This is a genomic window from Anaerovibrio sp. JC8, assembly GCF_002100115.1.
Classification (GTDB): Bacteria; Bacillota; Negativicutes; order Selenomonadales; family Selenomonadaceae; genus Anaerovibrio.
This window is the reverse complement of the sequence record NZ_ANBM01000001.1, coordinates 149,080-162,043: the sequence shown is the minus strand read 5'-3', so window position 1 is coordinate 162,043 and position 12,964 is coordinate 149,080. Positions and strand designations below refer to the sequence as shown.

13 protein-coding genes are annotated in these 12,964 nt (G+C 47.1%); 12 read left to right on the top strand and 1 reads right to left on the bottom strand.

All coding sequences use genetic code 11. From position 1 onward, the window contains the following. Positions 1–111: 111 nt before the first annotated feature. Entirely contained in the window at positions 112–840 is a 729-nt protein-coding gene (locus D081_RS00730) for a hypothetical protein (RefSeq protein ID WP_085022222.1), read from the top strand. 76 nt (positions 841–916) lie between these two features. Here the strand turns inward: D081_RS00730 and D081_RS00725 are convergent, their stop codons facing one another. Beyond that, on the bottom strand, positions 917–1,660 hold the full coding sequence (locus tag D081_RS00725) for a transglycosylase domain-containing protein (protein ID WP_085022221.1): 744 nt from the start codon (positions 1,658–1,660) through the stop codon (positions 917–919). A 186-nt stretch (positions 1,661–1,846) separates the two neighbouring features. Here D081_RS00725 and argC point away from each other — a divergent pair, with 186 nt between their 5' ends. The 11 genes from argC (at position 1,847) to D081_RS00670 (ending at position 12,954) form a co-directional block, all read left to right on the top strand. Continuing rightward, positions 1,847–2,884, top strand: coding sequence for an N-acetyl-gamma-glutamyl-phosphate reductase (gene argC, locus D081_RS00720; RefSeq protein ID WP_085022220.1), 1,038 nt, complete (start codon positions 1,847–1,849; stop codon positions 2,882–2,884). Between the two features lie 47 nt (positions 2,885–2,931). Further along, on the top strand, positions 2,932–4,143 hold the full coding sequence (gene argJ, locus D081_RS00715; protein ID WP_085022219.1) for a bifunctional glutamate N-acetyltransferase/amino-acid acetyltransferase ArgJ: 1,212 nt from the start codon (positions 2,932–2,934) through the stop codon (positions 4,141–4,143). 148 nt (positions 4,144–4,291) lie between these two features. Further along, complete coding sequence (gene argB, locus D081_RS00710) at positions 4,292–5,179, top strand: acetylglutamate kinase (RefSeq protein WP_085022401.1); 888 nt, start codon at positions 4,292–4,294, stop codon at positions 5,177–5,179. Between the two features lie 16 nt (positions 5,180–5,195). Next, positions 5,196–6,389, top strand: coding sequence for an acetylornithine transaminase (locus tag D081_RS00705; RefSeq protein ID WP_369823973.1), 1,194 nt, complete (start codon positions 5,196–5,198; stop codon positions 6,387–6,389). A 293-nt stretch (positions 6,390–6,682) separates the two neighbouring features. Further along, on the top strand, positions 6,683–7,615 hold the full coding sequence (argF, locus tag D081_RS00700) for an ornithine carbamoyltransferase (RefSeq protein ID WP_085022217.1): 933 nt from the start codon (positions 6,683–6,685) through the stop codon (positions 7,613–7,615). 31 nt (positions 7,616–7,646) lie between these two features. Next, positions 7,647–8,858 carry an argininosuccinate synthase gene (locus D081_RS00695; RefSeq protein ID WP_143272053.1) on the top strand — a complete coding sequence of 404 codons (1,212 nt, stop codon included), beginning with the start codon at positions 7,647–7,649 and terminating at the stop codon, positions 8,856–8,858. 1 nt (position 8,859) lies between these two features. Continuing rightward, positions 8,860–10,290: an argininosuccinate lyase gene (argH, locus tag D081_RS00690; protein WP_085022215.1), complete on the top strand. Its 1,431-nt coding sequence runs from the start codon at positions 8,860–8,862 to the stop codon at positions 10,288–10,290. Between the two features lie 210 nt (positions 10,291–10,500). Next, complete coding sequence (locus D081_RS00685) at positions 10,501–10,683, top strand: hypothetical protein (RefSeq protein WP_085022214.1); 183 nt, start codon at positions 10,501–10,503, stop codon at positions 10,681–10,683. Positions 10,684–10,696: 13 nt separating this feature from the next. Beyond that, positions 10,697–11,659 carry a ComEC/Rec2 family competence protein gene (locus tag D081_RS00680; RefSeq protein WP_233127374.1) on the top strand — a complete coding sequence of 321 codons (963 nt, stop codon included), beginning with the start codon at positions 10,697–10,699 and terminating at the stop codon, positions 11,657–11,659. Position 11,660: 1 nt separating this feature from the next. Next, complete coding sequence (locus D081_RS00675) at positions 11,661–11,861, top strand: DUF3006 domain-containing protein (protein ID WP_085022213.1); 201 nt, start codon at positions 11,661–11,663, stop codon at positions 11,859–11,861. Positions 11,862–11,922: 61 nt separating this feature from the next. Next, a complete protein-coding gene (locus tag D081_RS00670; RefSeq protein ID WP_085022212.1) occupies positions 11,923–12,954 on the top strand; it encodes an N-acetylmuramoyl-L-alanine amidase in 1,032 nt (343 codons plus the stop codon). Positions 12,955–12,964 lie beyond the last annotated feature (10 nt).

Below are 12,964 nucleotides of genomic sequence, written 5' to 3'. Positions count from 1 at the left end.
CAGTTCTTTTTTCGTTGTTCTGTGGGTTTAATAATCTTTTAATGGACAAACATGGCTGTTTATATTAAACTTTACTAAGGATTAAAACTAGACATTTGGAGGTAATTTATAATGAAGAAAATAATGCAGCTGCTGACTGTTCTGTGCGTTATGGTAATGGGCACTCAGTTTGCGTTTGCCTGGGAAGTTGGTAGTTCCAAGGAAACTGTATACAGCTATGACATGTTGAATGCCAAGTCTTTTGTAATTGGCAATCCGCAGTTCTCCCCAAATGATGAGGAGCCAACAGTGGAAGAGCTTACCAAGATGATTTACGACCAGGCTGTAAAGGCTAACAAGAAGCAGCAGTTCAGCTATATGTCCTATCAGGATTTCTGCAGAACCGTCAACCAGAAGGAGCATATTGATATTTATCGCCTTGGCCGTCATAAGGCTTTGGAGCTCTTTAAGGAGAGAGTAAAGGATTATGGTGATGCTTACATTGTATGCACCGTTTCCAATGATACCCGCCTCAATGTGTTCTTTGATGTAGTTGATTCCAAGTCCCATGAGGTACTGTATTCCTACAGAAAGCTGGCACCAAAGACCGCTCCTCGTGATGAAAAGCTTTATACCGAAATCTGCCGTGATTTCTTCAATGCTTACAGCGACAAGCTTAAGGTTGTTGCCAAAGAGAAGAAGGAAGAGGATGAGCTTATCATGAAGATGGGCAAGGAAAACTACGAGAAGTACAAGAAGGAAAAGCTGGCCAAGCAGAAGGCACAGGAAATTGAAGAAAATGATTTGGACAGATACCTTAGACCTGATCACAGAGTAGGTCGTGGCTGGGGTAACGAATAATTTACAATAAAAGAAGCATTTATGGAATGTTGCCATTCCGTAAATGCTTCTTTTTGCATATTTACAGGCTATTAAGCTATTGTCGGGCCAGATATAAGGGCTTGATTTTGGCATCCTCGGCAATGCTTTCCCGAAGATATCCGGCCCTTACCATGGCATCCAATACAATAAACTGGCGTTTTTTTGCCAGCATATAGTTTTCATAAGGGGAGTAAACAGATGGGGCATTTGGGATGCCGGCCAGCATGGCCGCCTCCGGCAGGGCCAGCTGATCAGGAGTTTTGTCAAAATAGCCCTTTGTGGCATCCTTGATTCCGTAAAAGCCGGAGCCAAAGTAAATGGTATTGAGGTACATTTCCAAAATCTGCTCCTTGGAGTAGTGAAGTTCCATGTCGAGGGCCAGGATAAGCTCCTCGGCTTTGCGGCCGTAGGTCTGGTCCTGGGACAGAAACATATTTTTTACCAGCTGCTGGGTGATGGTGCTGGCACCCTCCTTTACCTCGCCATACTGAAGATTAACCAGAGTTGCCCTGCCTATACCCTCCGGATCAAAGCCGTGATGGGTGTAAAAGCGGCTGTCTTCTACAGCCACTACGGCCTGGGTCAGGGATTCGGGGATTTCGTCAATGGTTACGTAATTGTCCTTATCCAGTACTTTATTTACTTCCCGATCCAGAAACACAACCCGGTTTATGCGTTGCGTGGTAGGCTCATCAAAATACAGGGTTCCACCGGATAAATAATAGGAGCCGCAGAACATGATAATGAATAATAGCCCCAGCAGCAACAGGCGTTTAAGCAGTCTAAATATAAAATTCATATATAAAATCCTTCTCCCAAAATCATTCTAAATAACGCTATTTATTGTAACACAGTTGTTCGAGCTTTTCCATTTTATAAGCTAAATGACATAGAAAATATGTATATTGATGCATAAATATTAATTAAAAGTTGCATTTTATGAATAAAAGGTGTATACTCTACTCATTGACAAGGAGGAATGACCATGAAGAAAGTCAGTGTTATTGGTGCTACCGGTTATGCCGGTGCCGAATTGTTGAGAATTTTGCATAATCATCCTGAGGCCCAGGTGGTGCATATAACCTCTGAAAGCCATGCAGGTGAATATATTGATGATTTATATCCTCATCTGCGAGGAATTTATAATCAGAAGCTTATCAGCATGAAGGAAATGGACAAAATTGGCAAGGACAGCGATTTCGTGTTTATCTGCCTGCCTCATGGTCATGCCATGAAGGTGGGGAAGGCACTGGAGAATATGCCAACCCGCATTATCGATTTGGGGGCGGATTACCGCTTTGATGATACGGATATTTATGAGGCCTGGTACAAGGTGGAGCATACCCACAAGGAGGCTCCAAGGGTATATGGTCTGGCTGAGCTGTATCGTGACCAGGTGAAGGATGCCAAGATTATTGGCAATGCAGGCTGCTATACCACCGCCAGCATATTGGCTTTGGCTCCATTGGCCAAGAATAAGCTGATAGATGTATCCACCATCGTGGTGGATGCCAAGTCCGGGGTTTCCGGGGCTGGCCGGGGAGCCAAGCTGCCTAACCATTTTCCGGAGCTTTATGACAGCTTCAAGGCCTATGGGGTAGCTACTCACCGTCATACACCGGAAATTGAGCAGGCCCTGGCTGATTTGTCCGGGGAATCTACGGTGCTAAACTTTACACCTCATTTGGTGCCAATGTCCAGAGGTATTCTGAGCACCTGCTATGCAACACTTAAGGCAGGGGTTACACCGGAGCAGGTAGATAAGGCTTATGAGGATATGTATGGTAAAGAGTTCTTTATCAGACTTCTGGGGCGTAATGGATACCCTGCCACCAAGAATGTCCGGGGCTCCAACTACTGTGAGCTGGGCTGGCATATTGATCCACGAACCAACCGGGTAATTGTTCTTTCCGTCATTGATAATTTGGTAAAGGGAGCGGCTGGGCAGGCAGTGCAGAATTTCAACATTGCCTGTGGCTTTGAGGAAAAGCTGGGGCTGGATGTTGTGCCAATGTACCCTTGATGATGAAATACTACAGTTTTATGGTTTGATATAGAGGAGGAATTTTGATGTTTTCTGAAAAAAGTGCAAAGGCTGGCGTGACCTTCCCGAAGGGCTTTAAGGCTGCCGGTGTTAAGGCCGGTATTAAAAAGAGCGGCAATCTGGATTTGGCCCTGATTTATACAGAAAAAGAAGCGGCAGTAGCTGGTGTTTTCACCAAGAATGCAGTAGCTGCAGCGCCGGTTATCGTAGATAGAGAGCATATTAAAAACGGCAAGGCTCACGCTGTTGTAGCTAATGCCGGCTGTGCCAATGCCTGCACCGGTGAGGTTGGCCTGAAGAATGCCCAGGAGATGGCCAAGCTGGCCGCAGCCGAGCTGGGCTGTGACCCTCATGATGTGCTGGTGGGTTCCACTGGTATCATTGGTGTAAATCTGCCAATGGACAAGCTGGCAGCCGGTATTAAGGCGGCTGCTGCTGAGCTCTCTGAGGATGGCAGTGTTAATGCGGGCAATGCCATTATTACAACTGATACTTACTCCAAGGCCTGCTCCTTTGCCGTGGAAATCGGCGGCAAGGAGGTTCGCTTCGGAGCTATTGCCAAGGGTTCCGGCATGATTCAGCCAAATATGGCCACCATGCTGTGCTATATCTCCACTGATGCCAACATTGGTGCACCTCTCCTGCAAAAGACCTTGTCTGACATCGTGGAGATTTCCTTCAATATGATTTCCGTTGATGGTGATATGAGTACCAATGATACGGTGCTGGTACTGGCAAATGGTGAGGCCGGCAACGAGGAAATCAAGGAAGGCACTGAGGATTATAAGAAGTTCTATGATGCCTTGAAGACCATCTGCCAGGAGCTGTCCAAGCGTATTGCCGCTGACGGCGAGGGTGCTACCAAGTTCCTGACCATTGATGTACATGGCACCAAGACCTTTGAGGATGCCAAGACTGTGGCCATGAGCATTGCCAAGTCACCACTGGTTAAGACCGCCTTTTTTGGTGAGGATCCTAACTGGGGCCGGGTAATCTGTGCAGTAGGTTATGCCGGAGTGCCAATGGTTCCGGAAAAGACAGTGATTAAGTTTGGTGATATTCCGGTTTATGCCAATGGCCTGGGAGCTGACTTCAACATGGATGAGTTGGCCAAGGTTATGGCTGAGCACGATATTGTCATTGATGTGGAGATGGGCATGGGCGATGCATCCGCCACTGTTTGGAGCTGTGATTTCTCCTATGAGTACGTAAAGATTAACGGAGAATATCATACCTGATCCGATGTTAACTGGCACTAAGACTCCTTCATCTTAGGTGGGAGTTAAGTGCCAGTAAAGCAATGGGTAAAATTCGACTAAATTCAGATGGAGTTTAAAACTCCACCTGAATAAGTCTTCATTTTATGGAGTGAATGATATGGCAGTGATGAAACACGCAGAGAAAAAGGCGGGGACTCTTATTGAAGCCCTGCCCTACATACAGGAATTTTATGGCAAGACCATCGTAATAAAGTACGGCGGGAATGCCATGATAAATGAGGATCTGAAGCAGAAGGTTATGGAGGACGTAAGCCTCCTGAAATATGTGGGTATGCGGCCGGTCATTGTTCATGGTGGCGGCCCGGATATTACCCAGTTTCTAAAGAAGGTTGGTAAGCAGTCTGCTTTTGTCAGCGGTCTTAGAGTCACTGATGAGGAGACCGTTGAAATAGCTGAGATGGTGCTTGATGGCAAGGTCAATTCCGACATCGTCAATATGCTGAACCATCGGGGAGTCAAGGCAGTTGGTCTTAGCGGCAAGGATGCGGGACTTATTAAGGCCCAGAAAAAGCTGGCTACCGTTTATGATGAAGCCGGTCAGCAGGAAAATGTGGATATTGGCTATGTGGGGCAGGTGGCCTCCATTGATACCTCTATCCTGGATACCCTGCTGAATAACGGCTACATTCCGGTCATTGCCCCTATTGGCGTAGGCGAGGATGGCGAAAGCTACAATATCAATGCTGATTATGTGGCGGCAGAAATCGCCGGGGCCCTCAAGGCGGAAAAGCTGCTGCTTTTGACTGATACTGAGGGTGTATATAAGGATTTTGAGGACAAGGATACCTTTATTTCCACCTTGACGGTGGCTGAGGCCAAGGAGTACATCAAGTCCGGCATTATTTCCGGGGGCATGATTCCTAAGATAGAGGCCTGTCTCAAGTCCATTGAAAGCGGTACCAACAAGGTTCACATTATTGACGGACGTCAGCCGCATTCCATAATTTTGGAGCTGCTGACCTCCAGTGGTATTGGTACCCAGGTGATTAAGTAAGAAAGGGTGTATAAACGTGACGGATGAACAGATTTATGCCAAGGACGCCAGGGATTACCTGCCGGTATTTGCCCGCTATAAGATAGTGTTGGATCATGGCGATGGGGTCTATGTTTATGATACCCAGGGCAAGAAATATATCGATTTTTTGGGTGGTATAGCAGTAAATGTATTGGGCCATAATCATCCGGAGCTGGTAAAGGCAGTAGCTGATCAGGCCGGCAAGATGATTCATTGCTCCAATCTGTACTATACCCAGGTGCAGGCTGATGCGGCGGAAAAGCTCACCAGTTTAAGTGGACTTAATAAGGTGTTTTTCGGCAATTCTGGGGCTGAGGCCAACGAGGGAGCCATCAAGCTGGCCCGCAAATATGCTCATAGCATTGCGGCGGATAAATCCCAGATTATTACGGCGGAGCATAGCTTCCATGGCCGTACCATTGCCACCTTGACGGCAACCGGACAGCCTAAGTATCAGGAGGGCTTCGGCCCATTGCCGGCGGGCTTCGATTATGTACCGTACAACGATATAGAAGCCCTTGAAAAGATAATGAGTGATAAGACCGCAGCAGTTATGCTGGAGCCTATTCAAGGCGAAGGCGGCGTGCATGTGCCAGAGGGTGCTTATTTAACCAAAGTCCGTGAGCTTTGCAATAAGTACAACGCCCTGCTGATATTTGATGAAATCCAGACGGGTATCGGTCGCAGCGGTAAATTCTTCACTTATGATAAATTTGGCGTTAAGCCGGATATAGTAACCTTGGCCAAGGGCCTGGCCGGTGGTGTGCCAATTGGTGCCTTTATTGCCACTGACAAGGTAGCAGCGGTTTTCCACGCAGGAGACCACGGTTCTACCTTCGGTGGTAATCCACTGGCTTGTGCCGCGGCTAATGTGGTACTTGATGTGGTTGGAAATGATGAGTTCCTGGCCAATGTGGAGACCATGGGGGATTATATGAAGTCCCGTTTGGAGAAAATCCAGGCCCAGTATCCGGCTCTTATTAAAGAGGTCCGGGGCATGGGGCTTATCCTGGGCATGGAGCTGACCAAGCCAGGACGGGATATTGTTAATGCCTGCCTGGAGAAGGGGGCAATTATCAACTGCACCGCGGGAAATGTACTGAGATTTGTACCACCACTTATTGTAAATAAGGCACATATTGATGAAGTATGTGATATTTTAGAGGAAGTTTTACCAAAGTTTAAGTAATAGTCTTAGTCTAAGATTGGGAATAGTTACCTTGAACACTTAGACTGAGGAGCGTTAAGAAACTATTTTTTTTCATACCTGCATTAGCTGGAAAAATCATTTGTTTGAGCGAAGCGAGTTATGATTTTTCCTGCTATTTCAATAACGAAAAAAATGGTTTTAGTGACGAAGTCGTCGTGAAAGGTAACATTCCCAGCTTAAGAATATACAATTGGATGAAAATATCCGAAAACTGTAGTATAATATATACCGTTGGTGTACAAAAGTATTTCAACGGTTGGGAGGTTAGATAGATGTTGAAAGGCAAGGATTTGCTATCAATCCACGATTTGTCCGTGGATGAGGTCAACGAGATTTTGACGTTGGCCCATGAGCTGAAAGCCAAACAGAAGGCGGGCATTGAACATCATCTGCTGAAGGGCAAGACTCTGGGCATGATTTTTGAGAAGTCTTCTACCCGCACCCGTTTGTCCTTTGAAACTGGTATGTACCAGTTGGGCGGTCAGGCCTTGTTCCTGTCCAACCGTGATCTGCAGTTAGGACGCGGTGAGCCAATAAAGGATACGGCCCGGGTAATGTCCCGATATTTGGACGGCATTATGATCCGTACCTTCGGCCATGACCGGGTGGAGGAGTTTGCCCAGTGGTCCGATGTACCGGTTATCAATGCTCTTACAGACCTTTTGCATCCATGTCAGGTGCTGACGGATCTCCTGACCATTCAGGAACACAAAGGCAAGAACATGAAGGGCCTGAAAATGGCTTATGTGGGAGATGGCAACAATATGACCAATTCCTACATGTATGGCTGTGCCAAGGCGGGCATCAACTTTATGGCAGCTACTCCAAAGGGCTTTGAGCCTAATGAGCAGGTCTATAAAAATGCTGTGGAGGATGCCAAGGAAACTGGTGCATCCATTCAGCTGGTAACTGACCCTTATGAGGCCGCCAAGGATGCGGACATTGTGGTAACTGACACCTGGGCCAGCATGGGTCAGGAGGCGGAGCATGATGAGCGCAAGAAGATTTTCAAGGATTATCAGGTGAATGAGGAGCTGCTTAAGGTGGCTGACAAGCGGGTTATCGTAATGCACTGTCTGCCGGCTTACCGTGGTGAGGAAATCACCGATGAAATTATGGAAGCCTATGCTGATGTAATTTTTGATGAGGCAGAAAACAGACTTCACACCCAGAAGGCCATCATGGCACTTCTTATGGGCGACTAATAAATAATATTTCATAAAGGAGATAATGATTATGGCAGATTTTAAGAAAGTTGTATTGGCATATTCCGGTGGTTTGGATACTTCCGTTATTATTCCTTGGCTCAAGGAGAACTATGGTGGCTGTGAGGTTATCGCCTGCTGTGCTGATATTGGCCAGGGTGATGATATGCAGGCTATTCATGACAAGGCTCTGCGTTCCGGTGCCTCCAAGTGCTATATTGCAGATTTGACCGAGGAATTCCTTACTGATTATGTATGGCCTACTCTTAAGGCTGGTGCTGTATACGAGGGCAAATACCTTCTGGGTACTTCCTTTGCACGTCCGCTGATTGCCAAGAAGCTGGTGGAGATTGCCAAGGAGGAGGGCGCTGATGCTATTGCCCATGGTGCAACCGGCAAGGGCAATGATCAGGTTCGTTTTGAGCTGACTGTAAAGGCTTTGGCTCCTAATATGGGCATTATTGCTCCATGGCGTGAGTGGGAGCTACTGTCCCGTACCCAGGAAATTGAGTATGCCAAGGCTCATAATATTGATATCCCTACTGATAACAAGAAATATTCCATGGACAAGAATATTTGGCATCTGTCCCATGAGGGCTCCGATCTGGAGGATCCTTGGAATGCACCTCAGAATGAGATGTATCTGGTATCCAAGGCTCCGGAGGATGCTGCTGACAAGCCTGAGGAAGTTACTGTATGCTTCGAAAAGGGTATTCCGGTGGCTGTTAACGGCGAGCGCATGGGTGCAGTAGAGCTTCTGAACAAGCTGAATGAAATCGGTGCCCGCAATGGTATCGGTATCGTTGATATCTGTGAGAACCGTCTCGTTGGCATGAAGTCCCGTGGCGTTTATGAGAACCCGGGCGGTGCTATTCTGTACTATGCTCACCGCGAGCTGGAATATCTCTGCCTTGACCGTGCTACCTACCACTATAAGGAAGGTGCGGCCATCCGTTTTGGTGAGCTGGTATATGATGGTATGTGGTTCTGCCAGCTTCGTGAAGCACTGTCTGCTTTCGTGGACAGCACTCAGGAGACCGTTACTGGTACTGTTAAGCTGAAGCTCTACAAGGGCAATATCATGAGTGCCGGTGCAAAATCTCCATACTCCCTGTACAATCAGGAATATGTAACCTTTGAGGAAGACCATGTATATAATCAGGCTGATGCAGAGGGCTTCATCAATCTCTTTGGCCTTCCATTGAAGGTTCGCGCACTTATGCAGGAAAAGGCAGGTAAATAATATGGCTGAACAGCTGTGGGGTGGCCGTTTTTCCAAGTCCACCGATGAAATGATAAATGACTTTCAGGCCTCTATAGACTTTGATAAGCGCATGTATAACGAGGATATTGCCGGCTCCATTGCCCATGCCACCATGCTGGCCAAGGCAGGCATTATTTCTGAGGCAGACCGTGACGCTATCATTGCCGGACTGAAGGACATCTTTAAGAAAATTGAAGAGGGGCAGTTCTCCTTTGAGGTGGCTCTGGAAGATATTCACATGAACATCGAGAAGCGTCTGACGGATGCTATCGGTGAGGCTGGGGGGCGGCTCCACACGGCCCGTAGCCGGAATGATCAGGTGGCTCTTGATACCCACATGTTTATCCGTCGTCAGGTGGTGGAGGTCCAGCAGCTGATTTTGGATATGCAGCAGGCCCTGGTGGAAACGGCAGAAAAATACAGTGATGTAATTATGCCGGGATACACTCACCTTCAGCGGGCCCAGCCTGTTCTGTTCTCCCATCATATGCTGGCGTATTTCTCCATGCTGAAGCGGGATTTTGACCGCTTCAATGGCGTTTATGAGCGCTGTGATATTATGCCGCTGGGTGCCGGTGCTTTGGCTGGTACCACCTTCCCTATTGACCGGGAATATGTGGCAGAGCAGCTGAACTTTGCCAATATTTATTCCAACAGCCTGGATGCTGTGTCAGACCGGGATTATATCATGGAATTTTTATCTGCTGCGTCTATTTTGATGGTTCACCTCTCCCGACTTAGCGAAGAAACCATACTGTGGTGCTCCCGTGAGTTTTTCTTCATCGAATTAGACGATGCTCATTGTACTGGCTCCTCCATGATGCCTCAGAAGAAAAATCCTGATGTTTCAGAATTGGTTCGGGGCAAAACCGGCCGGGTGGTAGGTCACCTTATGGCCATGCTCAGCACCGTAAAAGGGCTGCCATTGGCTTATAATAAGGATTTGCAGGAGGATAAGGAAGGTATTTTTGACACTATTGACACCATTAAATTCAGTCTGGCAGTTTATGCCCGTATTATCCGTGGCATGAAGGTTCGGGCGGAGGTAATGCGCCGGGCTGTAGCAGAGGACTTCTCCAATGCAACAGATCTGGCAGATTATCTGGTGAAGAAGGGCATGCCATTCAGACAGGCCCATGCCGTATCCGGCAAGGCCGTTCACCATTGCATTGAAGCCAACAAATGGTTGGCGGATATGTCCATGGATGAATTTAAGGCATTGTCCGACCTCTTTGAGGAAGATATTTATGATGCCATTAGTCCTGAAACCTGCGTAAAGAACCGCAACTCCTACGGCGGTACCTCCTATACTCAGGTGGATATGCAGCTGAAGCAGGCTCATGAAATCATGAATCTGGAAAACGCTGTTGTAGAGGACAAGAACAACAAGCAGATTACTGTAACTCCATAATTATCTGAATGAAAGCTCCCGCCTTGTGCGGGGGCTTTTTAGGTGGAAAATAACGAACAACTGGTGTATAACAAGGCTTATAAAAAATGGCCTTGTTGAAACGCTATAAGGAATATTTTTCCATTGAAATGGAAAAATTTGAACATCTGCGTTATAATTGAATAGTATGTAAGTTCGTACTAAGGTACTGTGCAATATGAGGAGGTTCTCATGAAGATAGAAGGAATGAATAAATCTGACTGGCTGATGCTGGTGCTTATTGTGGTGGTGCTGGCCATGACCAATTTCAGCGATCTGCAGACCATTGATTATGTGCTGCTGGTCAGTGTGGTGGCCTGGCTGATTATGCTTGGCATCAGGCTGTATGTTATTAATGTGAAGAACAAACAGTAAGGCTGGTGACAACGTGATAAGGGGAATATATAAATATCTTGCTGTAATGCTTCTTACAATGGCGGTGCTGATTTCAGGCTGTGGCAATGGCAATTCTGACAATGCTTCAGAAGCGGATTCCAATAATACGGCAGCTACGGCGGAGGCCAAGGGACAGCTTACTGTAAAAGTGCTGGATGTGGGCCAGGGGGACGCCATTCTCATCAATACGGGCGAGCAGGTGATTCTCATTGACACCGGTGATGACAAGTATCGGGAGGACAACCGCAAGGACGAGGACAATAATCAGCTCTTTGCCGCTCTGGACAAGGAAGGTATTAAGCATATTGACAAGCTGATAATGACCCATGCCCATGCAGATCACATTGGCAAGGCAGCCAAGGTCATCAAAAAGTATGGGGTAACCGAGCTGGTTCACAACGGTATTCCGTCTGCCAGTGGAGCCTTCCGCAATGCCTTAAAGGCGGCCAAGGCCCAGGGCACAAAGCAGGTGAAGGTTAAGGCCGGGGATGTGCTGGATTTTGGCAATGGTGTTTCCTTTAAGGTGCTGAGCCCAACAACGCAGATTATTGAAAATGATACCCGGGATTTGCAGGCAGATAAGAAGGTCAACGTCAACAATGAATCCATCGTGGGAATTCTGACTTTTGGCGATTTTTCCATGCTCCTTACCGGGGATGCGGAAAAAGAGATAGAAAAGGATTTGCTGGCAGCCTACGGCAACAGCCTGAAATGCAAGGTGTACAAGGCACCGCATCATGGCAGTCACACGTCTTCCACCTTTAATTATGTGAAGACCGTGCAGCCGGAATATGCCATTATTTCCTGTGGCACCAATAACCGATATGGGCATCCCCACAAGGAAACCATGCAGACCCTTAAGAAGCTGAATGTTAATGTACTGGAAACCGACAAGAGCGGTACTGTAACCGTAATAACTGATGGAAAGACTTATTCGGTAAAGGGAGAGAAATAAGATGATTTCAGGCTATGTTGACCGTATTGAAGAAGATTTGGCCGTAATCCTGCTAGGAGAAGAGGAGTTTCAGATTGAGATTCCCTGCAGTCTGTTGCCTGATAATATCAATGAAGGCAATTATATAAAGCTGGATATCAAAAAGGATAAGGAATCAACCCAGGCGGCGTTGAAGGAAGCCATGGAGCTTATGGAAGACTGATAAGGAGCGAATATCATTGAAGAAAATATGGTGTAGATTGCTCATAGTGATTTGCTGCATAATGGGATTCATTGGGCTTGGCTCTGTGCCGGCTCAGGCAGCAGTAAACCACACGTTAAATTATTTCCACTACAATACCTTTAAGGATGACGATGGCCGAAATTGGGTCCGCATTGAAATGGGTATGAATAAAGGTGAGCTGGAATATGAGGTAAGCGAAAATCCTGATCGGCCATACCATCTGATATTGACACTGAAGAATACCAACCGTGGTGACGTCAAGAAAAATATAGGTCTTGACCGAAAAATAGCCCGCTATATGACTTTGAAAAATGACCATCGGGATATGGTGGTTACCTTGGCGGTGACAGATTCATTGTCGGACCATGAATATAAGGTATATACGGCTGAGGCTGACCGCAAGGCCAAAAAACCATATCGTCTGGTGATAGAGGTTGCCGCTGACAAGGGGGCTCAACATAAAGCCCTGGGGGATGAAAGCCTCGAAGGCGTTGAGGGCTTCACCGTTGTGGTGGATGCCGGACATGGTGGCAGTGATACGGGAGCCATTGGTCCAAGCTATGTGAGGGAAAAGGATGTAACTCTTAATATTGCTCTGGATGTGGCCCGCATTTTGGAAGCCAACGGTGTCAATGTGGTAATGACCCGCACGACGGACGTTGATGTATACGGTCCTAATGCCACGGATAAGCAGGAGCTGCAGGCCCGTGTCAATGTGAGCCGTCGTCATCCTGAGGCGGATATCTTCGTCAGCATTCATTGCAATGCCTTTACCAATTCCTCTGCCCGGGGAACCGGAACCTATTATTATGCCCATGGCTACAGGGATTCACTGCTGGCACAGCAAATTCAGGATGAAATGGTGGCAGCCACCGGACTGCGTGACCGTGGCATTAACCAGGCCAGATTTTATGTACTTAGAAATTCCTGGATTCCGGCGACATTGGTTGAAACGGCATTTATATCCAATCCTTATGAGGAAAATATGCTGGCCAGTGCTGAAATGCAGCATACCATGGCCTTGGCAATCTGCAAGGGAATAAGCAATTACTTCCAGAGTATTGGAAGATAAGGAGGATTAT

Excerpts from the sequence above, each read along its gene's own strand:
- D081_RS00730 (WP_085022222.1), top strand. The coding sequence starts at position 112 with ATGAAGAAAATAATGCAGCTGCTGACTGTTCTGTGCGTTATGGTAATG.
- D081_RS00725 (WP_085022221.1), bottom strand. The coding sequence starts at position 1,660 with ATGAATTTTATATTTAGACTGCTTAAACGCCTGTTGCTGCTGGGGCTA.
- argC (WP_085022220.1), top strand. The coding sequence starts at position 1,847 with ATGAAGAAAGTCAGTGTTATTGGTGCTACCGGTTATGCCGGTGCCGAA.
- argJ (WP_085022219.1), top strand. The coding sequence starts at position 2,932 with ATGTTTTCTGAAAAAAGTGCAAAGGCTGGCGTGACCTTCCCGAAGGGC.
- argB (WP_085022401.1), top strand. The coding sequence starts at position 4,292 with ATGAAACACGCAGAGAAAAAGGCGGGGACTCTTATTGAAGCCCTGCCC.
- argF (WP_085022217.1), top strand. The coding sequence starts at position 6,683 with ATGTTGAAAGGCAAGGATTTGCTATCAATCCACGATTTGTCCGTGGAT.
- D081_RS00695 (WP_143272053.1), top strand. The coding sequence starts at position 7,647 with ATGGCAGATTTTAAGAAAGTTGTATTGGCATATTCCGGTGGTTTGGAT.
- argH (WP_085022215.1), top strand. The coding sequence starts at position 8,860 with ATGGCTGAACAGCTGTGGGGTGGCCGTTTTTCCAAGTCCACCGATGAA.
- D081_RS00685 (WP_085022214.1), top strand. The coding sequence starts at position 10,501 with ATGAAGATAGAAGGAATGAATAAATCTGACTGGCTGATGCTGGTGCTT.
- D081_RS00675 (WP_085022213.1), top strand. The coding sequence starts at position 11,661 with ATGATTTCAGGCTATGTTGACCGTATTGAAGAAGATTTGGCCGTAATC.
- D081_RS00670 (WP_085022212.1), top strand. The coding sequence starts at position 11,923 with ATGGGATTCATTGGGCTTGGCTCTGTGCCGGCTCAGGCAGCAGTAAAC.